The sequence below is a fragment of the Streptomyces sp. NPDC045967 genome (assembly GCF_056430495.1).
This window is the reverse complement of the sequence record NZ_JBWKLE010000020.1, coordinates 1-25,021: the sequence shown is the minus strand read 5'-3', so window position 1 is coordinate 25,021 and position 25,021 is coordinate 1. Positions and strand designations below refer to the sequence as shown.

Here is a 25,021-nt window from a genome sequence, read left to right as displayed (position 1 = left end):
GTCAGGTCGGTGGACCGGCCGGGAGCGGTGTCCCGTCGTCACCGCGTCCCCGGTCCCCACGGCGCCCCGCGAGCGCGTTGCCGGCCTCGGTGTCCGCTTCCGCGGCGTCGGCGAGGGCCTCCGCAGCGGCTTCGGCCGCCTTCGCCGCGTCGTTCGCCGCCTGGACGGCCAGATCGTCGGAGGACGCCGCGCGGGTGGCGGCCGACTGGGGGAGGGCTTCGGTGAAGGCGCGCGTCACGTTCTGGAGGGCGGAGGTCACCTCGCCGGGTATCACCCAGAACGTACTGCCGGGGCCTTGCGCGAGCTGGGGGAGCACCTGCAGGTACTGGTAGGCCAGCAGTTTGGGGTCGGGGTCGTTGCGGTGGACGGCCTGGAACACCTCCTCGATGGCGCGCGACTGCCCTTCGGCCTTGAGGATCTCCGCGGTCCGGTTGCCCTCCGCCCGCAGGACGGCGGACTGCTTGTCGCCCTCCGCCGTGAGGATCTGGGACTGGCGCTGCCCCTCGGCCCCCAGGATCGCGGCCCGCTTGTCCCGCTCGGCCCGCATCTGCTTCTCCATCGCGTCCTTGATGGACTGCGGCGGGTCGATGGCCTTGATCTCCACCCGGTTGACCCGCAGTCCCCACTTCCCGGTGGCCTCGTCGAGCACTCCGCGCAGCTGGTTGTTGATGGTGTCCCGCGAGGTCAGGGTCTTCTCCAGGTCCATGGAGCCGACGACGTTGCGCAGGGTGGTCACGGTCAGCTGTTCCACCGCCTGCAGGAAGTTGGCGATCTCGTAGGCGGCGGCCCGCGGATCGGTGACCTGGAAGTAGAGGACGGTGTCGATCTCGACGACCAGGTTGTCCTCCGTGATGACCGGTTGCGGTTTGAAGGAGACGACCTGCTCGCGCAGGTCGATCACCGGGTAGACGCGGTCGACGTACGGGATGACGACGTTGAGCCCGGGTTTAAGGGTGCGGTGGTAGCGGCCGAGCCGCTCGACGTTGCGGGCGCGGGCCTGCGGAACGATGCGTACCGCCCGCACCACGGTGAAGACGGCGAGCACCGCCACGAGCAAGCCGGCGATCAGGAAGGCGGAAAGCTCCATGGCTCACTCCCGGGGATAGATGAGCGCGGTGGTGCCGCTGATCTCGATGACGTCGACGGTCGTGCCGGGAGGGATCACCAGCGTCTCGTCATAGGCCCGCGCACTCCATTCCTCACCGCCGATCCGGACCCTGCCGCCCAGCTTCGACACCTCGGAGGTCACATAGGCGGACCTGCCGACCAGGGCGTCCACGCCGAAGCGCGCGCCCGGCGGGGAGGACAGGCGGCGCAGCGCGAGCGGGCGGATGAAGACCACGCCGACCGTCGCCACGACCGCGAAGAGCAGGAACTGCCAGGGAACGGGCAATCCGACCGCGGCGAACAGGGCCGTGACCAGCGCCGCGCCTCCCAGTAGCCCCAGTGCCGCGGTGAGCGTGACGATCTCCACCGCGCCCAGGACGAGAGCCGCGATCAGCCAGATGAGCCAGGGATCCATGCCGTACGCCTCCCCGTGGGTGCAGGAGAGCGATCAGTGCGCCTCGGGGCACCTTTTGTAGGGATTTACCCGGAAATTTTCACCCGGAACCCGGATGAGTGGCCGGACAGAGACGAATGGCGGGAGCCGGGAGCCGGGAGCCGGGAGCCGGGAGGCGGGACGTGGAGACGAACGCTGCCTGGCGGCCGGGCGCGCGGAGCGGCGACCTACGGGACCCGCCACACGTTGGCGAAGGCCGCGTTTTCGATGGAACGCCGCTGGCGTACCGCCTCCAGTTCCATCACCGCGTCGTTGACCGAGGCCAGCACGGTCGTCACCGCATCGCCGCCCGCTCCGGCCTCCTCCTGAGGGGCGTCCCCGCGGTGGATGCCGACGGCCGCGGCGAGGGCCTCCAGGACGGGTTCGTCCGCCTCCCACCGGCTCCGCGCCCTGCGGCGGGTCGGTGTGTCGACCAGCTCCATGCGCTCGGCCCCCAGGTTCAGGCGGCCGCGCCGGGCGTGCGCCAGCAGTCCCTCCTCCTCGAACGCCAGCTGGTAGGCCGCCGCCAGATCGCGGCCGCGGCGCCAGAGCCAGTCCGCGACGTGCTCGTACGGCACCTGCCGCACGAGTGCCGAAGCCGCCGCGCCGAGCAGCCGGTCGTCCGGGCCCGGCTGCGGTCCGGGCACGATGAGGTCGCCGTCGAGGTCGACGACCTGCGCACGGAGGAGGTCGATCAGTTCCGCGCCGGCGAGAGCCAGGGACAGGTCGCCCTGCCCCGCGGAGCCTTCCGGCCGGGGTTCCAGGGCAACGGTGAACAGGTCTCTCGCCGTGGTCATCTGCGACTCCCTCGTCGTCGGCCGGACCCGCGTCCCTTACCGGGGCGGGGTGCGGGTCAAGTATCGCTCCGGGCGCGTAAAGCAGGGAGAAGGTCACGCCGGACCGCAGACGCCGGCAACGGGCGGGACGTGCGCGCCGCGGCGCGGCCGGTCACCCGCGTGGGGCTCAGGTGTGCAGGCGGCTGTTGACGCCGTCGTGGTCGTCCGCGTGCTCCTCGTCGAACCAGTAGTCGCCGGCGGCCAGGTAGCGGAACGACTGGACGGTCTTGTCCGGCAGGGCCACGCTGACGGCGCGCATGCCGTCGTCGCGGGGCTCCAGCACGTGGGCGCCGGGCTGCCAGTCGTTGAAGTCGCCCACCACGCAGACCGGGCCGGGAGGGGCGTCGGCGGGCAGGACGAAGGTGACCTGGGAGTGGTGCTTGAGTCGCTTGCGTTCCAGCATGAGGGGACTCCTGACGGCAGGGGGTGTCGCCGTTCATCCTCGGGCCGACGGTCCCGGCGAGCCTGCGGAGGAGGCCGAGGGGGTGACTCCCTTCGCCCGCGCGGCCGCGCCGGCGGCTGGGCCGTGCCCGGCCGTGACTCTTCCCGGGGGAACGCGTTCGCATGGCATGAACAACATGAAGCGCGTATTCGCCGCCGTCGCCCTGGCCGGGGCGGCCCTGTCCGTCACGGGTGTCGCCCAGGCAGCCGACGGCCCCCTGGACGCCGTACCCGCGATCGGTGACCTCGGGGCGGGCCTGCCGACCGACGACCTCGCCACCGGCGAACTCGCGGGTGACGTCGTCTCGGAGGGCGGTCTCGTCGGTACGGTCACGGGCGGCCTCGGAAACTAGCGCCGGGGGAGCGCCACGGCGAGCAGCGCGAGACCTCGGAAGGCAGCGGCCCTCCGAGGTCTCGCGCTGGTCGGCGCGGCGCCCGGCGGGTCGGCGCCAGCCGGGCGGCGCCACGGTGCTCTCGGTCAGTTGTCGGATCCGACGGTGTTGTCGTGCCCGGCGTTGAACACGTCATCCGCGGCGAACTGGAACCAGTCGCCGAAGACCAAGGTGTACGAAGGCTGCGGCTCGTACTCCACGGCCACGTCGGCGCTCGCGATTCTGGCAGTGCCGAAGACGATGGCGCCGGCGGCCAGGGTGGTGAGGAGGAAACGCATGCGGGACCCTCTCTGCGGAGCGGCAAAGGAAACCCGAAGCTAGAACCCCGGGCCGCCGGATCGGCCGGGACCTGCCGGTGCGGCCCGAAGCCTCATCCGATCGGCGGCGGGCGCCGGGCCCCGCCCGTGCGCGTGGACGGCGGTGGCCGCATCCGGACAACCGGCCCGGCGACCACGCCCGATGACGTGGGTGCGGCGGCGACGCCTGTTGATGCCGGGACAGGAGTGCACAACGTGATACGGGATACCAGAAGCCATATCTGGCCATGATCGCGAAAGGTGCCGCCTGTGTCTCAGGAGCAACGTAAACCGGGGCAAAGGCTGCGGCTCCCCGTGAAGGCGGCTCTGCCCGGCCGCCACCCGCAGGAGGACAGGGCGCCCGTCACCGACCGGGTGGTGTTCGGTGTGACGGCCGTACTGACCCTGGGCTTCGTGATCTGGGGCGTCACGGCCACCAGCACGCTGGAGAGCGTCTCCGACACCCTGCTGAACGGCCTGATGCACAACGCCGGTTGGGCGTTCGTCCTGGCCGCCTCCGGGTTCGTCGTCTTCGCGCTCTGGCTCGCCGTCAGCCGGTACGGACGGATCGAACTCGGTCAGGAGCACGAGAAGCCCGAATTCAGCACCGTCTCGTGGGTCGCCATGATGTTCAGCGCCGGCATGGGCATCGGCCTGATGTTCTACGGGGTCAGTGAACCCCTCGCGCACTACACCACCCCGCCGCCGGGCACCGACCCCGCCGACTCGGCGGACGCCATGCAGACGGCGCTCGCCACCACGCTCTTCCACTGGACGCTGCACCCGTGGGCGATCTACGCGGTGGTCGGCCTGGCCATCGCGTACAGCACCTTCCGGCGCCGCAGGAGGCAGACGATCAGCGCCGTCTTCGTGCCGCTCCTCGGGAAGAAGCGCGCCGAGGGCGCACCCGGCCGGGTGATCGACATCCTGGCGATCTTCGCCACGCTGTTCGGCTCCGCCACGTCCCTGGGGCTCGGCGCGCTCCAGATCGGCAGCGGCATGCACGAGGTGGGGTGGCTGGGCAAGGCCGGGACGGGGCTGCTCGTCGCCATCATCGGCGTGCTGACCGTGTGTTTCGTCTTCTCCGCCGTCTCGGGTGTGGAGAAGGGCATCCAGTGGCTCTCGAACATCAACATGGTGCTGGCCGTCATCCTGGCGGTCTTCGTGTTCGTCGTCGGGCCGACCATCCTGGTCCTCGACCTGATCCCGACCTCCCTCGCGGCGTACTTCGACGAGCTGCCCCAGCTGATGGGCCGCACGGAGGCGGCCACCGGCGGTGGTGACGTCGCCGACTGGCTGAGCAGTTGGACGGTCTTCTACTGGGCCTGGTGGATTTCGTGGACGCCGTTCGTCGGCATGTTCATCGCCCGCATCAGCCGCGGTCGCACCATCCGGCAGTTCGTCGGCGGCGTCATCCTGGTGCCCAGCACCGTCAGCCTGGTCTGGTTCGCCGTCTTCGGCGGAACGGCCATGCGGCTGAAGGAGCAGGGAGACCTCGGCGGTGCGACCACGCCCGAGGCGCAACTCTTCGGCGTGCTGCAGGAATTCCCGCTTGCGGGGGTCATGAGCCTGCTCGTGATGATCCTGGTCGGCATCTTCTTCGTCTCCGGCGCGGACGCGGCGTCGATCGTGATGGGCACCCTCTCCCAGAAGGGCACGTTCGAACCTGCCCGGCTCGTCGTCGTCTTCTGGGGCGTGGTGACCGGGGGAGTGGCGGCGGTGATGCTGCTCGTCGGCGAGGGCAAGGGCGACGCCCTGGCGGGCCTCCAGCACTTGACGATCCTCGTCGCGGCCCCGTTCGTCCTGGTGATGATCGGCATGTGCTGGGCCCTCCTGCGGGACCTGCGCCAGGACCCGCTGATCGTCCGCGGTGAACTCGCCGAGGAGGCGGTGGAGGAGGCGGTGATCGCCGGCCACGAGAAGTACGCGGGCCAGTTCGAGATCCGCATCGGCCCGGCCCGGGATCCGGCACCCGGAGCGGCGAAGAACGACGGCGACCGCGAAAACCCGGAACCGCCGTCCCCGGCTTCGCCCCCGTCCCCGTCCTCCTGACGGGCGCGGGCACCGGTTACGGGCCGGAGACCGCCGCGCCGTAGGCCCGTCCCGCAACATGACGCGAAGGGGCGGACGTCGGGGCGGGTCGCGGTCGTCGGTGGACGTAGCGGCGGGCTGGGGGGCGGCTCTCCTGCTCGGATGGGCGGGGTCGCACGGTCACGGTGTTCGAGCAGGACGCGCGGGAGGCCGGAGAGGACCTCGACCGGGACTTCCTCCGCCGGGACCGGCCCCGGGTCCCCCAGGCGCTGACCCGGTCGGGGCACCTGGCGGGTCAGCGGTAGGCGGCGAGGAAGGCGCGGATGCCGCTGGTGGCGTAGTGGTCGAGTTCGGCGTCGGTGTGGCCGGTGCTGCCGCGGAACATCGCCTGGTTCACCGGGATCCACAGCAGCAGTCCGGCGAAGTGGTGGGCGGCGACCATCGGGTCCTCGGTGGTGAGCAGCCCCTTCTCGGTGAGCCGCCGGAATGTGGCCGCCAGGGTCGCCAGGACCCGTTCGAAACCCTGCTCGTACCAGGCCGCACCCAGCTCGGGGAACGCCTCGGCGTTGGCGATGACGAGCCGGCGCAGCTGGATCACCTGCGGCTGGGTGAGGGCCACCAGGAATTGTCGGGCGAGGCCGGTCAGGTTCTCGTCCAGGGAATCGGCTTCGGCGGGGATGTCGGCCACCAGGTCGACCATGGCGTCGACGCGGTCCGTGGTGGCCAGCACGATCTCGGCGAACAGCTTCTCCTTGTCCGCGAAGTGCTTGTAGACGGTCTGCTTGGAGACCGCGGCGAGCTTGGCGATGTCGTCCATGCTCGTGCCCGAGTACCCCTTGCTCAGGAACACGGTGGTCGCGGCGTCCAGGATCGCCTGATGCTTGCGCGCTGACCGGCTGTCCATCACGAGCTCCTCTGTTCGATCCGCCCTCCGGATAGTACTGGACTGACCAGTACTCGTATGGGTACTGTACCGTCCAGTTCCACGCGGGGGCCTGCCGGGCCTCCGCGCCATGCATGTACGGGGGTTCACATGGACAAGGTCGTTTCGGCCGACGGCACGGCCATCGCGTTCGAGGAGCGGGGGTCGGGCCCCGCGGTGGTGCTCGTCGGCGGTGCTTTCATGACCCGCGGCGACTCCGCCGCACTCGCCGATCTGCTCGCCGAGCACTTCACGGTGATCACGTACGACCGCCGGGGCCGCGGCGACAGCGGGGACGGACCCGCCTACGAGGTGCGGCGCGAGATCGAGGACCTCGACGCGCTGATCCACGGCCCGGGCGGCGGATCGGCGAGGGTCTTCGGGATGTCCTCGGGCGCCGTCCTCGCCCTGGAGGCCGCCGCCCGGGGCAGCGCCGTATCCCGCCTCGCCCTGTACGAGCCGCCGTTCATCACCGACGGCAGCCGCCCGCCGCTGCCCACCGACTACGTGGAGCACCTGACCGAGCTCGCGGGCCGGGAGGCGTACGGGGACGCCGTCGCCTACTTCATGACGGCCGCGATCGGCCTGCCCGACGAGGCGGTCGCCGGCATGCGGCAGTCCCCGTTCTGGGCGGGCATGGAAGCCGTCGCCCCCACCCTCGCCTACGACGGCCGGATCATGGGCGACACCATGTCCGGCCGGCCCCTGCCGGTCGACCGGTGGGCGTCCGTGGCGGTGCCCGTGCTCGTCGGCAGCGGAGACGCGGGCGCGCCCCACATGCTGACCGGCGCAACGGAACTCGCGGCGGCGGGCGACAACTTCATCCTGCGCGTCTTCCCGGGCGAGGACCACACCATCGACGCGAAGGCCCTGGCCCCGGCCCTCATCGGCTTCTTCACCGAGGAGCACCCCGCATGAGCGGACACCCAGGGACGGACCAGCGCAATCCCGCATCACGAACCACGGAAAGAAGCATGGGCATGAACGCACCGGTGAAGGGGCCCGCGAGCTACTTCCCCTCGATCGAGAAGAAGTACGGCCGCCCGATCGCGGAATGGAAGGAGATCATCCGGACGTCGCCCCTGACCAAGCACATGGAGCTCGTCGGCTGGCTCAAGACCGAGCACGGGCTGGGCCACGGGCACGCCAACGCGCTCGTCGCGCACACGCTGGCCGAGGACAGCGCCCGTTGAGGCACTGACCCGTTCCGGGCGGCGGGCACGGCGGCACGGGCCAGAGCGCGCGCCTCGGTGTGCGCCCTGGCCCGCCTCCGCGCGCCCCCGCGCGGGGGATGGCCGACAGGCCGGGTCCCGCGGACCATGAACTCCCGCTGTTCGGCGGGACCGCGCACCACAGACGCACCGGGGGCACGATGGCACGTCGCTGGCTGGTCACGGGATGTTCCTCCGGCCTCGGACAGGCCCTGGCCGCCGCCGCGGCCCGGGCCGGGGACGAACTGGCCGTCACCGCACGCAAGACCGCCGACCTGGAGGAACTCGCCGCGGCCTGGCCCGGCCGCATCATCCCGGTCCCGCTGGAACTGCGGGACGCCGACTCCTGCGCTGAGGCCGTACGCACCGCCGCCGACCGCCTCGGGGGCATCGACGTACTCGTCAACAACGCCGGCGCCGGACTGTTCGGCGCCGTCGAGGAGGTGTCCGACACCGAACTGCGCGACCAGCTGGAGACCTTGGTGGTGGGGCCGTGGCGGCTGATCCGCATGGTGCTGCCGCTGATGAGGGCGCAGGGGCACGGCCACATCGTCAACGTCTCGTCCGTCGTCGGCCGCATGGCCTTCCCGGGGCTGGCCGCCTACGGCGCCGGGAAGCACGCCCTGGAGGGCATGAGCCAGGCACTCGCCGTCGAGGCCGCACCGCACGGCATCCGCGTCACCGTCCTCCAACCCGGCATGTTCGCCACCCGCTACGGCACCTCCATGGCCGAGGCCGGCCGGCGGATCCCCGCCTACGACGCCACCAACCGGGAGATGCTCGAAGGCGCCCGCGGTCTCGCGGAGAACCCCGAGACCGGCCGCCCCGAGGACTTCGCGGCGCGGGTCCTGGACATCGTCGCCTCCGACACCGCCACGCCGCTGCGGATCCCGATCGGAAACGACGCGTACGGATACCTCGACGAGGCCGAGCGGGCCTACCTCGCGGAGTTCGCCGACGCCCGGAACGTCGCGCAGGGGCCGCGCACCTGACGAGAAATCAGCCGCCGCACGGACCCGCCGGGCCCGCGGGGCGGGGCGCGTTGTCAGTGGCCCCGCCTAACGTCCAGGACATGACGCGCATCGCACACACCTTCGCCTACGCGGGCTCCTCCTCGCTGACCACCGTGGCCGGCGCGGGCCGGGCCCTCGGCCTGGAGACCGCGAACGGCCTGACGCCGGCGGGGACCGAGGCCCACCCGCAGTTCTTCGCCGGATTCCTGAGCAGCCCCCAGGCCGCCGCCCGCGCGCTGCTCGCCGTCGCCGACGTGGCCGCCGCCCGGTACCACCGGCGAACGCCGGGGGCCTCCCTCGACCCGGTCGTCACGGGCAACGGCGACCGCCTGCGGTTCGAGTCCTTCTCCGGATGCTGTGGGGTGTACGCCCGGCTCGACGTGCTCCCCGAGGGACTCGGCGGCGCCGACACCGGCCACGGCACCACCAACGTCGACGTCAACAACCCACTGCGCGAAGCCCTGTCCCGGCTGAGCGGCGACGATCCGCTGCACCTGCGCGTCGGACCGGACGAGCTGACCGTCACCACCCTCGACGGTCCGCTCGTCGAGAAGAAGGTGCCGCTGCCCGACCGCTGGCTCCGCGGGTTCGCCGAGTCCCAGGCCATCACCACCGGCTTCGACCTGCGGGCCGAACTCGACCGCGCCGAAGCCGTACGCTTCCTGCGCTCGCTCCCGCGCACCTCCTCGGGCGGCGGCGCCAGGAGCACCTCGCTGTGGGTGGTGCCCGCGGGCCGAGCGCTGCGCCCCACCACCCGACCCGTGCCCGGCGCGGTCTGCCTTCCCGGACCGGACCGGCTCGCCGCCCTCCAGCGGGTCCTGCGCCACGCGACGGGCCTGCGCGTGTACGGCCCCCCCGCCGACGGCGCCGGGCCCACCGCCTCCGCATGGGAGATCGGCCTGCCCGGCATGCGCCTCACGCTCACCCTCTCCCCGGAGCCCGACCGCGGCTTCTCCGGCGAGGGCGGCGTCCTGGAGGCCCTCGCCACCGACACGGCGGCGGACGACGCCGACCTGATCTCCGTGCTGCTGGCCTGGGAGCCGCGCATCGACCCGGCCGACCTCGCGGAGCAGTCCGGTCTGCCGGCAGAGCGGGTACGGGCCGCCCTGACGCACCTCGGCACGGCCGGCCGCGTCGGCTACGACCTCGCGGAAGCCGCCCACTTCCACCGCGAACTGCCCTACGACGCCCGCCGCGCGGAACGCCACAACCCCCGCCTGGTCGCCGCCCGCGCCCTGCTGGCGGTGGGCGCGGTCACGCTGGACCTGGCAGCCGGCACCGCCGTCGTGGCCTCGGGGGAGCGGCGCTACCAGGTCCGCGGCACCGGCGGCGCCCTCAGCTGCACCTGCCAGTGGTGGGCCGATTACCGGGGCCGCCGGGGCCCCTGCAAGCACACGCTGGCCACCCGCATGGCCCGACGGGCAGCGGCGCGGGCCGACGCCCGCGTGCCCGGCAGCCCCGATCCCCGGCACGCCCCTGACGCCCCCGGCACCACGCGCACCGCCACGCAGCCCACGACCATCCCCGCCGGAGTAGCACGATGAACGCCATCGCCCAGAAGCCCACCACCCCCACCACCCCCACCTCCGCCCCGCAGCGGGAGGTCACGCGGCAGGAGGTCCTGGCCGCCGTCCGGGCCGGCCGCACCGGCGACCTTCCGGGACTGCTGAAACCCCTGGACCGGGCAGGGCGCCGGGACCTGCTCGCCGAGCTGAAGGCGCTGCGGGCCGACCTGCGTGCCCAGGGCTGGGAGAACTGGCGCGAACGGGACCTGGTGAATCCGGCCCTCGCCGTCGCCGGAGCGGGATGCACCAGCGGTGCGGCGGCCGCGGCCTCCTGGATCGCCGCGCGGGACCTGCGCCGCTGGCAGGCGCTCCCCACCGGCGCCCTGCTCGACGTCCTGTCCGACCGGGAGCCGCGGTGGCTCGGCGACCTCGCCCACCGGCTCGCCGCCCGGGCCGCCACCGCCGAACAGGACTACCCGCTGATCCGCGCCCTCGTCGGCCTCGCCGGATGCGCGATGCCCACCACCGACGGCTGCGTCGAGGGCTGGGCCTCCTCCCTGCCGGCCTCCCGCACCCCGCTGGTCAGCGCCCTGCGCGGCGATCCGTACACCGCCGAGCTCGTCCCGTGCCTCTTCGAGACCGCCGAACCGGTCGCCTCGCTGAACCGGCTCGGCGAACCGGGCCCTTACCACTGGCCCACTGCTCTCGCCGCCATCACGGAGGAGGGCCTGGTCAACCGCGCCGTCGTCCTCGACGGCTGCACGGCCCGTCTGCTGCGCGGCGGTACGGCCCCGCACCTCAAGCCCTACCTCGCGATCCTGCAAGCCCTGCAGCCGACCGCGCGGGAGGAGCGGGAGCGGGCCGCCGACTGGATCGCGCTGGCCGCGGACGCCCCGTCCGCCGTCGCCGGGCACGCCCAGCAGGCCCTGGCCCGGCTGGCCGCGGCCGGCGGTCTCCCTCCCCGCCTGCTCGCCGAGATGTCCCTGTCCGTCCTCGGCCGTCCCGAGAAGAAGCTGGTCCGGGCCCAACTGGTGCTGCTCGGGCGGGAACTGGTCCGTGAACCGGCTGCCGCGCCCGAGCTGCTGCCCGTTCTCGGCGAGGCCTTCGGGCACCCCGACACCGACATCCAGGAGCGGGCCCTGAAGCTCGTCGCCGCGCATCCGGTGGCCGATCCCGACGTGCGCGCCGGACTCGCCGAACACGCCCACCTGTTGCGCCCGACGCACCGGGCGCGGGCCGTGGAGTGCCTCGGCCCCGAGGCCGCCCCCGGCACCGACGACGCCCCCTACCGGGAGATCCTGCCGCCGCCCCCGGAGCAGGTTCCGCTCGCACCCGCCCCGCAGAGCGTCGAGGAGACCGTGGAACTCGTCGCGGCGGTCATCAACACGCGTACCGCGAGCGTCGAGGAGTACGAGCGGGCCCTGGACGGCCTTGTCCGGCACGCCCACCGGGACCGGTCGGCCCTCGCTGCCGCGCTGCGTCCCGCGCTGGCCGGCCGCTGGTGGCTCGATCCCGAGCAGTCCCGCCACTACACCAGCGACCTGCCCGGCCTCGAGCACGTCGCCGCCGCCGTCCTGGACGCCCGCCCGGGGCGCGACCGGGCCGGGGCGGCCCTCGCGTCCTGGCGCAGCGACTGCCACCACCCCGCATTCCACGTCGCCGCCCACGCCCGCGTGGCCGAGGCGGCGCAGTACCTCCTGGACGGCCGGCCGCTGCCCTTCCTGCTCGCCCTCCCCACCCACGCGAGCGGCTCCCTGGACCCGCGCGTCCTGACCGAGCGCCTCGCCGCCTACGCCCGTCTCGGTGCGACCCCCGGCCCGGCGGACTTCGCGCAGGCCCTGCTGAGGACCCGCCGCGACCCCGCCGCCCTGCCCGGGGCGGCTGCCCTCGGGACCCCCGAGGGGGACCGGCTCGCGGCATGGCTCGGCGAGGAGGGCCGGCCCGCCGCCGTCATCCGGCGCGCGGCACCGGCCACGGCGAGGCACTACGAGGTCTGGCCGGAACACCTCACCCTGGACACCGCGGAACGCGCCGCCGTCCTGCACCGGTTCCCCCAGCCGTTCCGGGAACTGGGGCAGGCCCGCACGGCGACCGGCCGCTGCTGGGACGGCACGAGCGAGGCCGCCATGGTCGCGACGCTCCCAGAGGACCGGGAGACCCTGGCCGCGTGGTCGCTCCCGGCCATCACCTCCTGCGCCCTCCACGAAGCCCGGCGCGGGACCGCCGTCCTGCCCCTGCTCGCCGCCGCCGGAGGCCCGGCGGGCCCGGCGCTGCACCTCGCCGTCGCCACCGGCCTCGGCGCCCGGCACGCCGAGGACCGGCTGGCGGCCGTCGACGCGCTGCTGGCCCTCGCCGCCCGCCGCGAACTGGACGCCGTACGCCTCGGGGCCGACCTGGGGGAGCTGCTGACCCTGGGCACGATCAAGCCCAACCGGCTCGCCGACTCCCTGCGCACCGCCGCAGCGACCGGCGCCTGTGCGACGACCTGGTCCGTCCTGGCAGCCGCCCTGCCCGCGCTCCTCACCGGCACCGCCGACGCGCGCGGCACCGGCGACCTCCTCGAGACGGCCGCCGACTGCGTGGAACGCTCCGGGGCCACCACGCCACCCCCGGCCGGGCTCACCGCCATGGCGTCCCGCGGCGGTCGTTCCCGCCTGGTCACCCAGGCCACCCGCCTGGCCGAGGCCCTCCACCGCAACCGGCAACCGGCGAACACCTGACCCGCCGCGGAGCCGGGGGCGGGCCGGCGGGAACGGTTCCCGGTCCCCCCGCCGGCCATGACGCCGGCCGTTCGACCGCACTGGCCCGAGTCGGTGTGGGCCCCGCCTGGGGTTGGATCACGGCTGCGGTACGGCGTCGAGCCCTCTTCGTCGTGCGGGGGGTCGCTCGAGCCGTCGGCGGTGGGAGCGGCGCCGGATCCGCTGCCGGAGTTCCGCTCCTCGTCCGAGGCGTCCGCGAGGGCCGCGAGTCCCTCGACGTACTCTTCGCGCGGAGCGCCCCGCGCGAAGATCATCAGTATCTCGGCCGGAGCGTCGGAGTCGTTGCGGAAGGTGTGCAGGCCGCCCTGCGGTACGTAGAGGAAGTCGCCCTTCTCCGCGTCCACCCAGTCCGTCCCGTCGAACAGCCGCGGACCGTGCCGTCCAGGACGTGGAAGGACTCCGAGACGGTCTCGTGGAAGTGCGTTCCGGGGCCGCCCGCGTGCGGGCTCGTCTCCACCCGGCAGAGGCCGAACCCCCCTTGCGCGGAAGCTTTGGTGGCCAGGTAGTGGATCGCGTCGCCGCCGGCCGCGCCCAGGTCGGGCGGCGTCCCGGCGGACCGCAAGACCGCGCTGAACTCGCCTTCATCGCGGTGGTACACCTGCTCCGGATACTGCGGATACGACACGGATTCCCCGTTCGGTGACGCCCGTCGCGGCTGACGGGCAACCTGATCAACGACACACCGCCCTCGGTATTCCGGCGCTTTCCTCCTACGATCGGGCTCATGTCGACTACGTCTGTCCCGCCCGTCCTGCAGGGAAGCGGCGCCGCTGCACTGAGTTGGGAGCGGGACGCGCTGGTCCTGGAACGCCCCGGCCGGAAGCTGACCATCCCCGCGAGAGCGATCGCCCGTGTCCGCGCCAAAGGGCGGAGCGTCACCGTCGAGTTGAGGGCCCCTGCCGGGGCGGCGCCGTCGGTCCACGGGGTCGAGGCGGTGAGCCCGGCCGCGGCCGGTGCCTTCGCCGACGCCGTGAACGCACTGCTGGCCCGTGCGGTCGAAGAGGTCGACGGCGGCGCCCTCGTCGTCGTGCCCGCCCTCACCAAGACCTGGCTCCAGACGTTCCGGCGCAGGCTCGGGTGGGTGTTGCTGGGGTGCCTGGGCGGGGTCCTGGCCCTGTCCGTGACGACAGCCGTCGCGGGGGAGGGGACCGATGTGACGGGCGTTTCCGGCGCCATCGCCTCCTTGGGTGTCCTGGCGGTGGCGGCCTCGGGGTTCGGCGCGGTGTGCGCATGGCCGTGGCTCCAGGAGGGTCGCCGGCGCCGGCGCGGGGTGACCGTACCGGCCGTGCGGGCGCACGGGCCGGGGGCGTATCAGTACACCGACGGCGCCGGCGCCACGCATGTCTTCTCCCACCCGGGCACCGCGGCGTCCGTCCGGGTCGGCTACCTTGCGCACGATCCCGCGGACGTGCTCGTCCTCCGGGACCCGTCCACGCGGCTCATGGACATCACCCTGGGGTCCTGCTTCCTCCTCGCCGGCGCGAGCGGCATCGCGCTCGTGGTCTGGCTGGCCGCCACCACGATCCTGGGTGGAGCGCTGCCGTAACCGCTCCCGGGGGCGCTGCCGAGTCGACCCGGCGCGCTCAGCGATCACGTTTGCGTGCGCAGCCCGGCCAGGAGGCGGTCGAGTGCCTGCTCCGCGGCGTGCGGGTCCCCGCCCCGCGCGACCCAGAGCGCTCCCTCGTTCATCGCGCCGGAGAGCAGCCGGGCCAGGGGCTCCACCGGCTGATCGGCGATGACCCCCGCCGCGACGAGCGCCCCCAGGACTTCGGCGAGGTGCCGCGCGGAGGACTCCTCGTCCAGGGCCCGCCATTCGTCCCAGCCCAGCACGGTCGGCGCGTCGACCAGGAGGATCTGCCGGACCGCCGGGTCGGTGCCCGCCGCCAGGAAGGTCCGGCAGCCGGCCCGGAGCTGCTCCCAGAGGTCTTCGTACCGCTCGGCTGCGGCCGCGACCCGCTCGCCCAGTTCCCGCTGGACCTCGGAGACGACGGCCCGGAAGAGCCCCGGTTTGCTGTCGAAATGGTGGTAGGCGGCCCCCTTGGTGACCCCGGCGGCGCGCGCCACCTCGGCCAGGACCACGTGGTGGTAGCCGCAGGCGGCGAACCGCAGCCGCCCTTCGGCCAGCAGTGCTCGCCGCGTGGCCGCCCGCTGCTCCGCCCGGTTGACCACCATCGTGAATCCGCCCTTTCCTTTTCGCGTACCGAGGGTATGCTAACGCCATGGTTTACATACTCCGGGTATGTGAAATGTGCGATGTCCCGGGAGGACCCCTGCCATGACGACCGCACCCCAGACCGCGCTCCGCGGTTTCCACCCCGTGCTCGCCACCCGGGACGTGGCGGCCTCCGTGACTTCTACACCCGCCATCTCGGTTTCGAGGTGGATGACGTGGATCACGAGTACCACCGGCTCGTGACCCGAGCCGGTCTGCTCGCGGTACTGCCCCTGCGGACCGAGGAGTTCGGCCAACGCCACTTCATCGTCGCCGCGCCGGACGGGGTGTTGATCGACGTCATCGCCGTGGTCCCGCCCAGCGAGGAGTACGCGGCCCACTACGCCGACTGCTGATTCCCGCGGCCCGCCGCCCCCGCGCTCCGCCACCCGCCGTCACCATCGAAAGGCAGATCCGCCATGACCGAGAACACCGCCACCGAAACGGCCGGCGCGACCACGGAGAACGAGGGCCCGGCGCCGCGGGTGCTCACAGGGGAAGAGGCCTCGCAGCTGCTGCGGCAGCAGCAGTTCGGGGTCCTCGCGAGCGTCAGGAGCACCGGTCACCCGCACCTGTCGACCGTCCTCTACGCATGGGACGCCGAAGAACGCGTCCTGCGCGTCTCCTCCACCGCCGACCGCCTCAAGGTCCGCCAGTTGCGCGCCAATCCGCGGACCTCACTGCACGTCAGCGGGCCGGACGTATGGTCGTTCGCCGTAGCGGAGGGCGAGGCGGAGATCGTGGACCCCGCCGACGACGCCGCCCCCGGCGAGAAGCCGCTGCCCGACCGGCGCGTGGTGATCCGGATCCAGGTCTCCCGCCTGTACGGGACCGCGCTGGACATGCCCGCCCAGGACTGACGCCCCGGGACCGACGCCACTGCCCCGCCGCGAGCGAGGCGGCGAACCGCGCTGCGTCAGCGCGTGCGGTGGCCGGTGTTGAGCTTGGCCATGACGGTCTTGCCGCCCCGGTGGAAGCGGACGTCGGTGGAATCGGAGAGCCGGCTGACCAGCAGCCATCCGAAGCCGCCCGGCCGCGTGGGGGACCAGGGCCGCTCCTGCGGCAGGCGCCCGGAGGCGTCCGAGACCTCCACCACGACGGCCCCCGGGCGCGGGCTCACCCGGAAGGCGGTCACCCCGTCGGCATGCCGGTGGGCGTTGGACACCAGCTCGGTGACCACCGTCAGGGCATCCGCAGCCCGCTCGGGGTGTACATCCATCTCGGCCAGGAGGTGGCGGGTGGCCTGGCGGGCCTGGGAGCAACTGACACCCGCCCCCGAGGAGGCGGGCGGGAAGCGACGCAAGGCGGTCCGGTCCATGCCAGCCGTCTACCCGGCCGCTCCCGGGCCAAGCGCACCGGCTGCCCGTTTTGCGCCGTGCGCCGGCCCGGCCGTCATATCCGGCCGGATGGGGCAGAGTGGGCGTAGCCGCAAGGGTGGGGGCCGGGGCCGTCCCGCCCTCACCGGCGCCCACGCCGAACCCAAGGCCGCCGACCCGGCCACGCGTGCCGTGCAGGTGATCGCCGCCCGGGGGTTCGCGCACCACGGACGCTGCGCCGCCGCCCAGCGCACGGCCTGCGCCACCAGCCCCTCGCACACGCTGCGCACCCGAGATCTCGGACCCCAGGGCCGCGGTCTCGGCGCACGACGCCGTGCGGCATCCTTGCCCTCGATGGCCCGCGCGGTGGGTGCGCCGGCCCGGAGGGGTGCTGTCCGTGATCACCAGGCCCGACGTGCCGTCCTGCCGGACCCGGCGCCCGCTGCCCCTGACGTTCGCCTGCGGCACCGCGGTCGGAGTGCTCGGCGGCATGATCGGCCTCGGCGGGGCGGAGTTCCGCCTGCCGCTGCTGATCGGCGTCTTCGGGTTCGCGGCCCTGTCCGCGGTGATCCTGAACAAGGCGATGAGTCTGGTCGTCGTGATGACCGCGCTGCCGGCCCGGCTGGCCGCCGTGCCCGTCTCCGACCTCGGCGCGCACGGGACGGTCGCGGTGAACCTGCTCGCCGGCAGCCTGCTCGGAGCGTGGGTGGGGGCGTCCTGGGTGGTACGGATGCGCACGGCCACCCTCTATCGGGTCCTGGCCGTCTTGATGGCCGGCATGGCGGCTGCCCTGGTCCTGTCCCACACCGCCACGCCGGGCACCCTGGAGCTGTCCACTCCGGTGCGGGCGGCCGCCGGGGTCGTGGCCGGCTTCGGGATCGGCGTGGTCGCCGCGATCATGGGCGTCGCCGGAGGCGAACTCCTGATTCCCGCGATCGTGCTGCTCTACGGCGTGGACATCAAGACCGCCGGAAGCCTGTCCCTGCTGGTGTCCCTGCCGACCATGCTGGTGGCCTTCGCCCGCTACAGCCGTGACGGCAGCTTCACGGTCCTACGGGAAAACGGCCGCTTCACCCTGGTCCTGGCGGCCGGCTCGGTCACGGGGGCCCTGCTCGGCGGGCTCCTGCTGGGAGCCGTCCCGGACGTGGTCCTGATCCCCCTGCTCGCACTGATCCTGCTCGTCTCGGCCGTGAAGGTCGCCCGTCACGCCGGCCCGGCCGGGCGTGCCTGACCCGCCCCGCCCCGCCCCGCATCCCCGCCGACCTCCCGTCCCCCGGTTTGTCCCCGGGGGACGGGGGCAACCGCGTGGGAACGAGCGGACGGGGCTTCTGCGCGCACTGCTGGGCAGGAGAGCGGTCCAGCCACGACCCCCAGAAGGAGAAGCCGGCCATGGGCGGTGTCAGCGAGACGGAGAAGAGGCTGGCCGAAGAGCTCGACCTGCTGCGCACGACGGGCACCCAGCCCTGGCACACCCCCGGGTACACCCTCACCCTGCCCGACGAGGCAGACCCGTACCACTGGGAGGTGACGCTGCTGCCGCCGAACACCTCGGCCTACCACGGCGGGCACCTCGCCTTGCGGGTCGCCGTCCCCGCCACCTACCCCGCCAGCCCACCCCGGCTGACCTTCACCTCGCCCGTCTTCCACCCGAACATCGACACCAGCGGGCAGGTCGCCGCCGAGGTCCTGGTCGGAGGCTGGAACCCGGCACTGATGATCGACACGCTCCTGCGGTCCCTGCTCACCCTGCTCGACGAGCCGAACGTGCGGGATCCGCTGCGCCCCGAAGCGGCGGAGCTGTACGTCCTCGATCCCGCCGCCTACCGCGAGCAGGCCCGCATGTCGGTCACCCGGCCCGGCTGACGCTGCCGAGGGTGGGGTTGTCCCCACCCGGCCACCGGCCGCTACCCCGCCCGGGCTTCGGCCTGCTGCCCCGATGGTCCGATGGATCTTGAACACGCAGGCTGGACGTTCCGCAATGTCGAGCAAAGGGAACGTTCTATGTTCAGCGTGAAGTCGGTCCGCGGCCGCGCGGCGCGTGTCGCCGCCGTCGGTGCTCTCACGGCCGCGGTGTGCGGCACCCTGATGGCCGGCAGCGCCGGGGCGATTGTCAACGGGGAAGGTGCCAGCGAGCGTTACCCGTTCATGGCGTCGATCCCGGAGTCCGCCCCGACGCAGGGGGTGCTCGACGGGACCTGCGGGGCCTCGCTGATCGACCCGCAGTGGGTCCTGACGGCGGCTCACTGCGTGGAGGGGGAGGGACTCGTGCTCGACGGCACCGTCCGCGTCGGCAGCGACCACCGCAAGTCCGGCGGTACCGTCCGGGCCATCGACCGGATCGTCGTCCACCCAGGCTATGTGAACGGCTACGAGGGAGGCGCGAACAAGGACGACGTCGCGCTGGTCCGCCTCGACCGCCCCGTGGCCGAACTGCCCGTCCCCCTCGCGAAGCAGGCGGGACGACCGGGCACCCCGACCAGGATCCTGGGCTTCGGCACCACCTCCGACACGGAGTTCAGGTTCGCGGACCGGCTGCGGGAACTGGAGACCCGCAGGGGTGCCGTCGCCGAGTGCGCCCCGGGCTACGCCGACCGCACCCGGCTGTGCACCATCAGCCGCGTATCCCGGGCCATGGCCTGCTTCGGTGACTCCGGCGGGCCGCAGGTGCAGAAGGGCAGGCACGGGCGCTGGGAGCTGGTGGGAGTCACCTCCGGTCCCGGCGCCCCCGGCGTCGCGTGCTCGGGCGGGCCGGGGCTCTACAGCAGTGTTCCTGCCTATGCGGACTGGATCCGGAAGACCGTCAAGCGCGACGCCTGATTCCGGACGGGCCGCGTCCGGTACCCGAGGTCCGGACGCGGCCCGCTGGGCAAGATCCCGCTGCGCTCGGGCCGCTACACCGGGAGACCGGTCCCGCCGGGCCCGGCCGCGTCCCCACTCGGTGAGGGCCCGCGGGAAGCGGCCGCCGGAGGCAAGCGGGTGGGGGTGACAGCGGCGAGCGTCGAATGAGCGCCGACGTGCCGCAACGTACGCTCGACGGCGCGCCGTGCGTTGACGATCCGGACCGAGACGGTGCTCGGCCGACGGGTCAACGCCCGCCGCAGCGCGAACGCGCAGGTGAGGTCCATACGGACCAGTTCCGTCATGTCCATGATCCACTCATCGGATTCCCGCAGCAGCGGGTCGCTGAGCTTCTCTTCCAACAGCAGCGCCGTGCCCGCGGTGAGCTCGCCGCTGAACCGCAGGACGGCGCGGCCGTCGGAGACCGCGATGCTGATCTGACCGGTGGGGTGCGGATGAGCTTCCACGAGAGCCTCCTCGACAGCCGGACTTCGATTCTCCCCTCCAGACTCTGAGCCGGGTAGGGCGCCGACGCCCGACAAAGCCCCTTCGGGTGTCCCGCGGGAACGCCCGCTGCGGCCTCTGCGCGCCCGACGCCCTCCTCCGCGCGGCATGGCGATAGCCTGACCTCGGCTTCCGGCCGGTTACGGGCGGGATCGCCGGGTCCGGACCCCCTTCGCACGGGCTTCACACGGGCGTCGGGCCCGGGCGAGGTGTCGTTTTGGGTCGGTGGGCCGTACGGTCGAGGTGGCATCTGGTGTGCGCCCGATGTCGAGCAGGCTCGGGAGGGTGGTTCTGTGGAGTTGCCAGCGGTGCGGGTTCGGCCCGAGGCGGACGGCGTGTGCGTGGTGGTCTGTTCGGGCGAGTTCGATCAGGACACGGTCGGGATGCTGGTCGACGCCTGCGACTCGGAGGCGTCCGGCGCAAAGCTCCTCGTGCTCGACGTGGCCGGGGTCCTGTTCGCCGACTCCGCCTTCCTCAACGTGATGATCCGCCTGCGCAACAGCCGGCGCATGGCGCTGGCCGGACCGGTGCCGCACCAGCTGCACCGCCTGCTCGAACTCACGGGCGCGCTGGACCTGTTCGAGGTGCGCGACGACAGTACGCAGGCGGGCTGACCAAGACTCCGACGGGCGCGGCCGCCCGTCGGAGCGTCAGCACGGGGGAGCGGCGAAGGTCGCCGTGACCGTCTTGCCGCTGTGGTGGACGCGGACGTCGGTGGCGTCGGCGACCGTGTTGACCAGCCGCCACCCGAACCCCCCGGGCCGGTCGGGCGCCCACGGGCGGGTCTGCGGCCGGTGACGGGAGCGGTCGGAGACCTCGACCGTGACCGACTGCGGGCGGGCGGCGACGCGAAAGGCGGCGACGCCACCGGCATGGCGGCGGGCGTTGGAGACCAGCTCGGTCGCCACGGTGAGGACGTCCTGGATCCAGCCGGGCGGTGCCTTCAGGCTGGAGAGGGCCTCTCGGACCGCTTCTCTCACCTCGGCGCAGGTGAGGCCCGTGCCGGGCGGGGTGGGCAGGAGCCGGGACATTGCGGTCAGCTCTTCCATACGGTCCGTTTTCCCCCGTTTCTTCCCGGCATGCGACAGGCGGTGCGCTGCGTGTTGACGCTTCTGGGCCGTCGCCGGTTCGGCCCTGCCCCGGCCCTCACGCTCCCGTTCACCCGCTCGCCCCACACCTGCTGCGGGCCACCGGTCCGCGTGCGACGGTGCGGGAGGAGCCACCGCACGACGGGTGTCCCGCATACAGGACCCGGCCGGTGCCCGTAGTCACACCGGCCGGGTCCTGTCACGCACGCCCCCGCCCGTGTCCCCGGTCGCTCAGCGCGGATCCTGCCGGACGGCGACATGGGCGCACACGGCGTCTCCGCCGACCGGAACGCGCATCCGGCGCAGCAGGTCCCGGGTGGTCCGCAGCGTCAGCGTGCTGCGCCAGCTGAGACCGGGATGGCGGGAGCGGAGGTGGGACAGGGCGCGGGTCCCGAGCCCCGTGGAGAGGAGGAGCTCATCGATGGCGACGCCGGTGATCACGCCCTCGCCGCAGGCCGTGCAGGTGCGGTAGTGGATCTCGCCCACGACCTTGCGGACGTGGACCAGGAGCAGGCAGTCCTCCTCGGGCCCTGCCGTGGCACCGGGCACCCGGGTGGAACAGAATTCGATGGCCCGGTACGCGAGGATCCGGCGGCGCAGCCGTCTGGCGAACCCGCCCCTGCGCCCGTGCTTCGCCCCGTGACGGGCGGTTTCGCCGTCGGGAGCTGTGGAGAACCGGGTGGTCGCGGGGCGTGCGTGGATTCCGGACATGGTGTTCCGTGTGCCCAATGGACGGAGTCTGACTCCCCCCGAGCGGACTGGACCGCACCCGGAGGCCGCGCCGCGCCACGCTGCCGCCGCGTCCGAGCCGGTCAGTGGTCCACGCGCTCCGTCAGCGCCGTGTACCCGAACTGCAGGGCGTCCGACACGGCCAGGGTGGCCAGGGCGGTGGTCACCGTACGCGTGGCCTCCGGCCAGACCGCCCGCGCGCCCGTGAAGGTGGTCACGATCCACACGCTCAGGCAGAACGGGCAGCTGAGCAACTCGCCCACCGTCTCCCGGACGCGCCCCTCGCGCGGGGTCTCGTTGAGCTCCGCCGGCGCTCCGGCACCCTCGACCTCCGTGAACGGTGCGCGGACCGGGCGCGTCACCGTGCCCTTGCCGATGAGGCGGCTGAGGCGGAACGCGGCCGTAGCCGTGAGCAGGAGGTCCCACGGACCGGGGGAAGAGGGACGGGGCCTGCCGATCCGCCGGTCGAGTACGACCCAGCCCGCCGTGTATCCGGCCCACGCCGCCATGGCACACGCATGGCCGCCGTGGTCCCGCAGACCTCGGAGTGCTCGCATCAGAAACCGCCTCGTTCCGCCCGCTCGGGCCATCGTCACGTCGTCTTCGGGGGCGTTGCCCACCACAGCCCGAAACATCCCCTACCCCCCGCCGGTGGCACCACACGCCGCCGCCCCCGGTCGGGTGTAGGAGGGGGCGGGTCGGGCAGACGCCCGGCATGAGGACCCGCTCGCAGCGGTACCCGACCGGCCCAGGCCCCTTGGCCGGACGGGTCGCCGTGGTCACCGGCGCCGCGCGCGGGATAGGCGAGGACCTCGCGCGCGCCCTGTCCCTGCGCTCGGCCCGCGTCGCCCTGCTTGGACTGGAAGGGGAACGGCTCGGCCGGCTCGCGGCGGACCTCCCCGGCCCGGCCGCCCACTGGACGGTCGACGTGACCGACGCGGAGGCCCTCGCGGTGGCCGCCGCTGCCGTACGGGCCACCCTGGGCAGGCCGTCCGTCGTCGTCGCCAACGCCGGGGTGGCACTCGGCGGCCGGCTGCTGGACTCCGACCCGGTGGCCTGGCGCCGTGTGATCGACATCAACCTCGTCGGCAGCGCGCTGACGGCGCGCTGCTTCCTTCCCGACCTGCTGCGCACCCGCGGCTACTACCTCCAGGTCGCCTCCCTGGCGGCCCTCGCACCCGCGCCGCTGCTCACGGCGTACTGCGCCTCCAAGTCCGGAGCCGAAGCCTTCGCGCACGCGCTGCGGGCCGAGGTCGCCCACGAGGGCGTCGGCGTCGGCATCGCCTACCTCAGCTGGGCCGACACCGACCTGATCCGTGAAGCCGACGGGACGGCGGCCTTCCAGGCACTGCGCGCCCGCCTGCCGTGGCCGGCTTCCGTCACCCACGACACCGCCCCGTTCGTCCGCGCCATGGTCCGCGGCATCGAACGGCGCTCCGCACACGTCTACGCACCGCCGTGGCTGCGGGGCGTGCAGGCGGCACGGGCGGTTCTGCCCCCGCTCGTCGTGCACTACTTCCGGCAGGCCCTCGCGGCCCGCGACAGCGCCCCTCCGCCCACGGACCTCCTCGGGCCCGGCGGCAGGGCGGCTGCCCGCGCCGCGGCATCCCCGGGCGCCGACCGGCACCTTCTCACCATGGAGGAACCATGGCCGTACGACACCAACTGATCCATGCCGCGCCGCACGAGGTGTGGGCCGTGCTCGCCGACGGCTCGCGCTACGCCGACTGGGTGGTGGGCACCAGCGACTCGCGCGTGGCCCGCGGGGTGTGGCCCCAGCTGGGCTCCGCCCTGGAGTACACCGTCCAGCTGGGTCCCTGGACCCTGTCCGGCACCACCGTGGTGCGTCGGGTGGACGCCCCGGCCGAACTGGAACTGGAAGTCGACAGCGGACCGGTGGGGACGGCCCGGGTGGCCATCGAGGTCCGCCCGTGGGGCGAGGAGTCCCTGGTCATCGTCGACGAGCACCCGCTGCGGGGCATCGGCGGCACGCTGCACAACGCCGCGCTCGACGCGCTCCTGCAACTGCGCCACCGCAGCATGCTCAGGCGGCTCGCGAACGTCGTCGAGGAATCCGCGGGGTCGGGCGAGCACGTACCCGCCTGACGGAAGTGCCCGCGCCGACCGCCCCTCCCCGAGGGCCATCGGGGGAGGGGCGGTCGGCGGGCCCGCCGAGTGGCCTTGGCCACCCGTGTGCCGTCCTCAGGTGCCCTGCTCCCCGTCCTTGTCCATCACACCGCGGATCGCGTCACGCGTCCGGTCCACCAGGGCGGCCACCGGCCCGACGATCAGGTTGGCCGACGCGCTCTCCACTCCGGGATGCGGGTGCGTCGGCGCCATCTTCTCGGCGGCCGTGACCGCCTTGGCCATGGCCATGAGGCGCGGCCGGGAGCTGTTGCGGCGCAGCTGGGCGAATTCGTAGCGCTCCTCGGCACGCGCATGCACGAGCACGGCGTCACGTAGGGAGAGCAGCATCGGCATGAACTTCGGGTCGCCGGTGTCGACGTCCTCGAGCTTCGACAGCAACTCCTTGGCCGCGTTCTCCTCCGCCAACCGTTCCTGTACGACGTCGTCACCGCCCTCGAAGACGCTGCGGGCGTGCGGGTGGACGACCTCCTCCTCCGCCGTCTCGTGCACGGCCAGGAACCGGACCAGCCGGTCGAAGGCGTCCTTGCGGGCGTCGCCCTCGCTCAGCCGCACCTCGTCGAAGAGGCTGTGGATCCGGCCGTGCTGGCGCACGAGGAGCGCCACCACGTCCTCACCGGCCGCCGGGTCATCGACCTGCTTCTCCTGGTCCTTCATTGCGTCCTCCTCCGAGTGCGGTGCCGAGGGCACCGTGGGTCCTGCGGCCGGTTCACGCGCGCTGCGCGGGGTCGGGGTGCGGCCCCTCCGTCTCCACGCGGTAGTCCCGCCCGAACATCTCCTGGTGCTGTTCGATGACGCGGTCGCTGGGCGGGGCCTCCCCGTCGTGGATGCGGGCCTGCATCTCCTCGAAGCGCTCGTGAGCCTCGCGGACGTAGCCGGCACCGAGCGTCGTGAGGTCGATCTGTGTGGCCAGGAGCTCGCGCAGGTAGGCCTTGTTCGGCTCGAAGGTGACCACGTTCGGCAGTTCCGGCGCCAGGATTTCCTCCGGCTCGCGCCCGTCGTGCCGGCGCATCAGGTCGCACGCGATCCGCAGGTGCTCCAGCTCCATGTTCAGGTGCAGCTCCCACACCGCCTTGACCTTGGGGTGGCTCTCCTGCTCCATGAAGGAGTGGTACAGGTAGCACTCGTTGTACTCATGGGTGACCAGCTGCTCCCACCACGTCTCGCCCGGGTCCACCAGGGACTCGTAGTGCGTGACGTGCTCCTCCTCGATGAGGCCGATCTCCTGGTAGAGCTGGCGGGC

At 73.1% G+C, this 25,021-nt stretch carries 30 protein-coding genes and 2 pseudogenes; 17 read left to right on the top strand and 15 right to left on the bottom strand.

Annotation, left to right across the window (positions count from 1 at the left end; genetic code table 11):
- Position 1 precedes the first annotated feature (1 nt).
- The 4 genes from AC07FY_RS27870 to AC07FY_RS27855 all read right to left on the bottom strand — a co-directional run bounded on the left by AC07FY_RS27870 (position 2) and on the right by AC07FY_RS27855 (position 2,779).
- Entirely contained in the window at positions 2-1,087 is a 1,086-nt protein-coding gene (locus AC07FY_RS27870) for an SPFH domain-containing protein (protein ID WP_479011457.1), read from the bottom strand.
- Positions 1,088-1,090: 3 nt separating this feature from the next.
- Positions 1,091-1,522, bottom strand: a complete 432-nt coding sequence (locus AC07FY_RS27865) for an NfeD family protein (RefSeq protein WP_479011454.1) — start codon at positions 1,520-1,522, stop codon at positions 1,091-1,093.
- A 206-nt stretch (positions 1,523-1,728) separates the two neighbouring features.
- Positions 1,729-2,337, bottom strand: coding sequence for a GOLPH3/VPS74 family protein (locus AC07FY_RS27860; RefSeq protein WP_479011451.1), 609 nt, complete (start codon positions 2,335-2,337; stop codon positions 1,729-1,731).
- Between the two features lie 166 nt (positions 2,338-2,503).
- On the bottom strand, positions 2,504-2,779 hold the full coding sequence (locus AC07FY_RS27855) for an early set domain-containing protein (protein WP_479011448.1): 276 nt from the start codon (positions 2,777-2,779) through the stop codon (positions 2,504-2,506).
- A gap of 175 nt (positions 2,780-2,954) precedes the next feature.
- Between AC07FY_RS27855 and AC07FY_RS27850 the strand changes: the two genes are divergently transcribed.
- Entirely contained in the window at positions 2,955-3,170 is a 216-nt protein-coding gene (locus AC07FY_RS27850) for a hypothetical protein (RefSeq protein WP_479011445.1), read from the top strand.
- 125 nt (positions 3,171-3,295) lie between these two features.
- Here the strand turns inward: AC07FY_RS27850 and AC07FY_RS27845 are convergent, their stop codons facing one another.
- Positions 3,296-3,487, bottom strand: a complete 192-nt coding sequence (locus AC07FY_RS27845; protein ID WP_479011442.1) for a hypothetical protein — start codon at positions 3,485-3,487, stop codon at positions 3,296-3,298.
- Positions 3,488-3,820: 333 nt separating this feature from the next.
- Here AC07FY_RS27845 and AC07FY_RS27840 point away from each other — a divergent pair, with 333 nt between their 5' ends.
- Positions 3,821-5,557 carry a BCCT family transporter gene (locus AC07FY_RS27840; RefSeq protein ID WP_479011439.1) on the top strand — a complete coding sequence of 579 codons (1,737 nt, stop codon included), beginning with the start codon at positions 3,821-3,823 and terminating at the stop codon, positions 5,555-5,557.
- A 274-nt stretch (positions 5,558-5,831) separates the two neighbouring features.
- Here the strand turns inward: AC07FY_RS27840 and AC07FY_RS27835 are convergent, their stop codons facing one another.
- On the bottom strand, positions 5,832-6,440 hold the full coding sequence (locus tag AC07FY_RS27835) for a TetR/AcrR family transcriptional regulator (protein ID WP_479011436.1): 609 nt from the start codon (positions 6,438-6,440) through the stop codon (positions 5,832-5,834).
- Positions 6,441-6,569: 129 nt separating this feature from the next.
- On the opposite strand from AC07FY_RS27835, the gene AC07FY_RS27830 reads away from it, so the two are divergent.
- The 5 genes from AC07FY_RS27830 to AC07FY_RS27810 all read left to right on the top strand — a co-directional run bounded on the left by AC07FY_RS27830 (position 6,570) and on the right by AC07FY_RS27810 (position 12,907).
- Positions 6,570-7,376, top strand: a complete 807-nt coding sequence (locus AC07FY_RS27830) for an alpha/beta fold hydrolase (RefSeq protein WP_479011434.1) — start codon at positions 6,570-6,572, stop codon at positions 7,374-7,376.
- A 62-nt stretch (positions 7,377-7,438) separates the two neighbouring features.
- Complete coding sequence (locus tag AC07FY_RS27825) at positions 7,439-7,651, top strand: DUF4287 domain-containing protein (protein ID WP_479011431.1); 213 nt, start codon at positions 7,439-7,441, stop codon at positions 7,649-7,651.
- Positions 7,652-7,830: 179 nt separating this feature from the next.
- The gene (locus tag AC07FY_RS27820) at positions 7,831-8,661 is read left to right on the top strand and encodes an SDR family oxidoreductase (RefSeq protein WP_479011428.1); all 831 of its coding nucleotides are present in this window, start codon (positions 7,831-7,833) and stop codon (positions 8,659-8,661) included.
- Positions 8,662-8,741: 80 nt separating this feature from the next.
- A complete protein-coding gene (locus tag AC07FY_RS27815; RefSeq protein ID WP_479011425.1) occupies positions 8,742-10,226 on the top strand; it encodes an SWIM zinc finger family protein in 1,485 nt (494 codons plus the stop codon).
- Complete coding sequence (locus tag AC07FY_RS27810) at positions 10,223-12,907, top strand: DUF7824 domain-containing protein (RefSeq protein WP_479011423.1); 2,685 nt, start codon at positions 10,223-10,225, stop codon at positions 12,905-12,907. The genes AC07FY_RS27815 and AC07FY_RS27810 overlap by 4 nt, the downstream gene beginning before the upstream one ends.
- A gap of 335 nt (positions 12,908-13,242) precedes the next feature.
- Here AC07FY_RS27810 and AC07FY_RS27805 read toward each other — a convergent pair.
- Positions 13,243-13,290: pseudogene (locus AC07FY_RS27805) on the bottom strand (hypothetical protein); the annotation flags it as partial.
- A 380-nt stretch (positions 13,291-13,670) separates the two neighbouring features.
- On the opposite strand from AC07FY_RS27805, the gene AC07FY_RS27800 reads away from it, so the two are divergent.
- Positions 13,671-14,492, top strand: coding sequence for a hypothetical protein (locus AC07FY_RS27800; RefSeq protein ID WP_479011420.1), 822 nt, complete (start codon positions 13,671-13,673; stop codon positions 14,490-14,492).
- Between the two features lie 44 nt (positions 14,493-14,536).
- On the opposite strand, the gene AC07FY_RS27795 is transcribed toward AC07FY_RS27800, so the two are convergent.
- On the bottom strand, positions 14,537-15,118 hold the full coding sequence (locus AC07FY_RS27795) for a TetR/AcrR family transcriptional regulator (RefSeq protein WP_479011417.1): 582 nt from the start codon (positions 15,116-15,118) through the stop codon (positions 14,537-14,539).
- A 103-nt stretch (positions 15,119-15,221) separates the two neighbouring features.
- Between AC07FY_RS27795 and AC07FY_RS27790 the strand changes: the two genes are divergently transcribed.
- The 3 genes from AC07FY_RS27790 to AC07FY_RS27780 all read left to right on the top strand — a co-directional run bounded on the left by AC07FY_RS27790 (position 15,222) and on the right by AC07FY_RS27780 (position 16,018).
- Positions 15,222-15,362 carry a hypothetical protein gene (locus tag AC07FY_RS27790; protein WP_479011414.1) on the top strand — a complete coding sequence of 47 codons (141 nt, stop codon included), beginning with the start codon at positions 15,222-15,224 and terminating at the stop codon, positions 15,360-15,362.
- Positions 15,335-15,514 carry a hypothetical protein gene (locus AC07FY_RS27785; RefSeq protein ID WP_479011411.1) on the top strand — a complete coding sequence of 60 codons (180 nt, stop codon included), beginning with the start codon at positions 15,335-15,337 and terminating at the stop codon, positions 15,512-15,514. Before AC07FY_RS27790 ends, AC07FY_RS27785 begins: the two co-directional genes overlap by 28 nt.
- 63 nt (positions 15,515-15,577) lie before the next feature.
- Positions 15,578-16,018: a pyridoxamine 5'-phosphate oxidase family protein gene (locus AC07FY_RS27780; protein WP_479011408.1), complete on the top strand. Its 441-nt coding sequence runs from the start codon at positions 15,578-15,580 to the stop codon at positions 16,016-16,018.
- Between the two features lie 56 nt (positions 16,019-16,074).
- Here AC07FY_RS27780 and AC07FY_RS27775 read toward each other — a convergent pair whose 3' ends face one another.
- On the bottom strand, positions 16,075-16,476 hold the full coding sequence (locus AC07FY_RS27775) for an ATP-binding protein (RefSeq protein WP_479011405.1): 402 nt from the start codon (positions 16,474-16,476) through the stop codon (positions 16,075-16,077).
- A 395-nt stretch (positions 16,477-16,871) separates the two neighbouring features.
- Between AC07FY_RS27775 and AC07FY_RS27770 the strand changes: the two genes are divergently transcribed.
- The 3 genes from AC07FY_RS27770 (at position 16,872) to AC07FY_RS27760 (ending at position 19,291) form a co-directional block, all read left to right on the top strand.
- Positions 16,872-17,705 carry a sulfite exporter TauE/SafE family protein gene (locus tag AC07FY_RS27770; protein ID WP_479011402.1) on the top strand — a complete coding sequence of 278 codons (834 nt, stop codon included), beginning with the start codon at positions 16,872-16,874 and terminating at the stop codon, positions 17,703-17,705.
- A 74-nt stretch (positions 17,706-17,779) separates the two neighbouring features.
- Complete coding sequence (locus AC07FY_RS27765; protein ID WP_479011399.1) at positions 17,780-18,337, top strand: ubiquitin-conjugating enzyme E2; 558 nt, start codon at positions 17,780-17,782, stop codon at positions 18,335-18,337.
- A 138-nt stretch (positions 18,338-18,475) separates the two neighbouring features.
- Positions 18,476-19,291: a S1 family peptidase gene (locus tag AC07FY_RS27760; protein WP_479011396.1), complete on the top strand. Its 816-nt coding sequence runs from the start codon at positions 18,476-18,478 to the stop codon at positions 19,289-19,291.
- 74 nt (positions 19,292-19,365) lie between these two features.
- On the opposite strand, the gene AC07FY_RS27755 is transcribed toward AC07FY_RS27760, so the two are convergent.
- Positions 19,366-19,779: an STAS domain-containing protein gene (locus tag AC07FY_RS27755; RefSeq protein ID WP_479011393.1), complete on the bottom strand. Its 414-nt coding sequence runs from the start codon at positions 19,777-19,779 to the stop codon at positions 19,366-19,368.
- 330 nt (positions 19,780-20,109) lie between these two features.
- On the opposite strand from AC07FY_RS27755, the gene AC07FY_RS27750 reads away from it, so the two are divergent.
- Positions 20,110-20,430 carry an STAS domain-containing protein gene (locus tag AC07FY_RS27750; protein WP_479011391.1) on the top strand — a complete coding sequence of 107 codons (321 nt, stop codon included), beginning with the start codon at positions 20,110-20,112 and terminating at the stop codon, positions 20,428-20,430.
- Between the two features lie 36 nt (positions 20,431-20,466).
- Here the strand turns inward: AC07FY_RS27750 and AC07FY_RS27745 are convergent, their stop codons facing one another.
- The 3 genes from AC07FY_RS27745 to AC07FY_RS27735 all read right to left on the bottom strand — a co-directional run bounded on the left by AC07FY_RS27745 (position 20,467) and on the right by AC07FY_RS27735 (position 22,190).
- On the bottom strand, positions 20,467-20,865 hold the full coding sequence (locus AC07FY_RS27745; protein ID WP_479011388.1) for an ATP-binding protein: 399 nt from the start codon (positions 20,863-20,865) through the stop codon (positions 20,467-20,469).
- A 270-nt stretch (positions 20,866-21,135) separates the two neighbouring features.
- A complete protein-coding gene (locus AC07FY_RS27740; protein ID WP_479011385.1) occupies positions 21,136-21,615 on the bottom strand; it encodes a hypothetical protein in 480 nt (159 codons plus the stop codon).
- A 101-nt stretch (positions 21,616-21,716) separates the two neighbouring features.
- Positions 21,717-22,190: a DUF1360 domain-containing protein gene (locus AC07FY_RS27735; RefSeq protein WP_479011382.1), complete on the bottom strand. Its 474-nt coding sequence runs from the start codon at positions 22,188-22,190 to the stop codon at positions 21,717-21,719.
- A gap of 158 nt (positions 22,191-22,348) precedes the next feature.
- Here AC07FY_RS27735 and AC07FY_RS27730 point away from each other — a divergent pair, with 158 nt between their 5' ends.
- Both AC07FY_RS27730 and AC07FY_RS27725 read left to right on the top strand, forming a co-directional pair.
- On the top strand, positions 22,349-23,302 hold the full coding sequence (locus tag AC07FY_RS27730) for an SDR family oxidoreductase (RefSeq protein ID WP_479011380.1): 954 nt from the start codon (positions 22,349-22,351) through the stop codon (positions 23,300-23,302).
- The gene (locus AC07FY_RS27725) at positions 23,281-23,739 is read left to right on the top strand and encodes an SRPBCC family protein (RefSeq protein WP_479011377.1); all 459 of its coding nucleotides are present in this window, start codon (positions 23,281-23,283) and stop codon (positions 23,737-23,739) included. The genes AC07FY_RS27730 and AC07FY_RS27725 overlap by 22 nt, the downstream gene beginning before the upstream one ends.
- A 96-nt stretch (positions 23,740-23,835) precedes the next feature.
- Here AC07FY_RS27725 and AC07FY_RS27720 read toward each other — a convergent pair whose 3' ends face one another.
- Together AC07FY_RS27720 and AC07FY_RS27715 are read right to left on the bottom strand one after the other, a co-directional pair.
- A complete protein-coding gene (locus AC07FY_RS27720) occupies positions 23,836-24,435 on the bottom strand; it encodes a hemerythrin domain-containing protein (RefSeq protein WP_479011375.1) in 600 nt (199 codons plus the stop codon).
- A 52-nt stretch (positions 24,436-24,487) separates the two neighbouring features.
- Positions 24,488-25,021 (bottom strand): annotated as a pseudogene (locus tag AC07FY_RS27715) (hypothetical protein); the annotation flags it as partial.

What these genes read in the sequence shown, in the direction of transcription:
- AC07FY_RS27780 (WP_479011408.1), top strand. Translation starts at nt 15,578, where the DNA reads ATGACCGAGAACACCGCCACCGAAACGGCCGGCGCGACCACGGAGAAC.
- AC07FY_RS27720 (WP_479011375.1), bottom strand. Translation starts at nt 24,435, where the DNA reads ATGAAGGACCAGGAGAAGCAGGTCGATGACCCGGCGGCCGGTGAGGAC.
- AC07FY_RS27835 (WP_479011436.1), bottom strand. Translation starts at nt 6,440, where the DNA reads ATGGACAGCCGGTCAGCGCGCAAGCATCAGGCGATCCTGGACGCCGCG.
- AC07FY_RS27820 (WP_479011428.1), top strand. Translation starts at nt 7,831, where the DNA reads ATGGCACGTCGCTGGCTGGTCACGGGATGTTCCTCCGGCCTCGGACAG.
- AC07FY_RS27795 (WP_479011417.1), bottom strand. Translation starts at nt 15,118, where the DNA reads ATGGTGGTCAACCGGGCGGAGCAGCGGGCGGCCACGCGGCGAGCACTG.
- AC07FY_RS27740 (WP_479011385.1), bottom strand. Translation starts at nt 21,615, where the DNA reads ATGTCCGGAATCCACGCACGCCCCGCGACCACCCGGTTCTCCACAGCT.
- AC07FY_RS27860 (WP_479011451.1), bottom strand. Translation starts at nt 2,337, where the DNA reads ATGACCACGGCGAGAGACCTGTTCACCGTTGCCCTGGAACCCCGGCCG.
- AC07FY_RS27815 (WP_479011425.1), top strand. Translation starts at nt 8,742, where the DNA reads ATGACGCGCATCGCACACACCTTCGCCTACGCGGGCTCCTCCTCGCTG.
- AC07FY_RS27775 (WP_479011405.1), bottom strand. Translation starts at nt 16,476, where the DNA reads ATGGACCGGACCGCCTTGCGTCGCTTCCCGCCCGCCTCCTCGGGGGCG.
- AC07FY_RS27800 (WP_479011420.1), top strand. Translation starts at nt 13,671, where the DNA reads ATGTCGACTACGTCTGTCCCGCCCGTCCTGCAGGGAAGCGGCGCCGCT.
- AC07FY_RS27870 (WP_479011457.1), bottom strand. Translation starts at nt 1,087, where the DNA reads ATGGAGCTTTCCGCCTTCCTGATCGCCGGCTTGCTCGTGGCGGTGCTC.
- AC07FY_RS27730 (WP_479011380.1), top strand. Translation starts at nt 22,349, where the DNA reads ATGAGGACCCGCTCGCAGCGGTACCCGACCGGCCCAGGCCCCTTGGCC.
- AC07FY_RS27790 (WP_479011414.1), top strand. Translation starts at nt 15,222, where the DNA reads ATGACGACCGCACCCCAGACCGCGCTCCGCGGTTTCCACCCCGTGCTC.
- AC07FY_RS27850 (WP_479011445.1), top strand. Translation starts at nt 2,955, where the DNA reads ATGAAGCGCGTATTCGCCGCCGTCGCCCTGGCCGGGGCGGCCCTGTCC.
- AC07FY_RS27810 (WP_479011423.1), top strand. Translation starts at nt 10,223, where the DNA reads ATGAACGCCATCGCCCAGAAGCCCACCACCCCCACCACCCCCACCTCC.
- AC07FY_RS27760 (WP_479011396.1), top strand. Translation starts at nt 18,476, where the DNA reads ATGTTCAGCGTGAAGTCGGTCCGCGGCCGCGCGGCGCGTGTCGCCGCC.
- AC07FY_RS27855 (WP_479011448.1), bottom strand. Translation starts at nt 2,779, where the DNA reads ATGCTGGAACGCAAGCGACTCAAGCACCACTCCCAGGTCACCTTCGTC.
- AC07FY_RS27725 (WP_479011377.1), top strand. Translation starts at nt 23,281, where the DNA reads ATGGCCGTACGACACCAACTGATCCATGCCGCGCCGCACGAGGTGTGG.
- AC07FY_RS27865 (WP_479011454.1), bottom strand. Translation starts at nt 1,522, where the DNA reads ATGGATCCCTGGCTCATCTGGCTGATCGCGGCTCTCGTCCTGGGCGCG.
- AC07FY_RS27830 (WP_479011434.1), top strand. Translation starts at nt 6,570, where the DNA reads ATGGACAAGGTCGTTTCGGCCGACGGCACGGCCATCGCGTTCGAGGAG.
- AC07FY_RS27735 (WP_479011382.1), bottom strand. Translation starts at nt 22,190, where the DNA reads ATGCGAGCACTCCGAGGTCTGCGGGACCACGGCGGCCATGCGTGTGCC.
- AC07FY_RS27745 (WP_479011388.1), bottom strand. Translation starts at nt 20,865, where the DNA reads ATGGAAGAGCTGACCGCAATGTCCCGGCTCCTGCCCACCCCGCCCGGC.
- AC07FY_RS27845 (WP_479011442.1), bottom strand. Translation starts at nt 3,487, where the DNA reads ATGCGTTTCCTCCTCACCACCCTGGCCGCCGGCGCCATCGTCTTCGGC.
- AC07FY_RS27825 (WP_479011431.1), top strand. Translation starts at nt 7,439, where the DNA reads ATGAACGCACCGGTGAAGGGGCCCGCGAGCTACTTCCCCTCGATCGAG.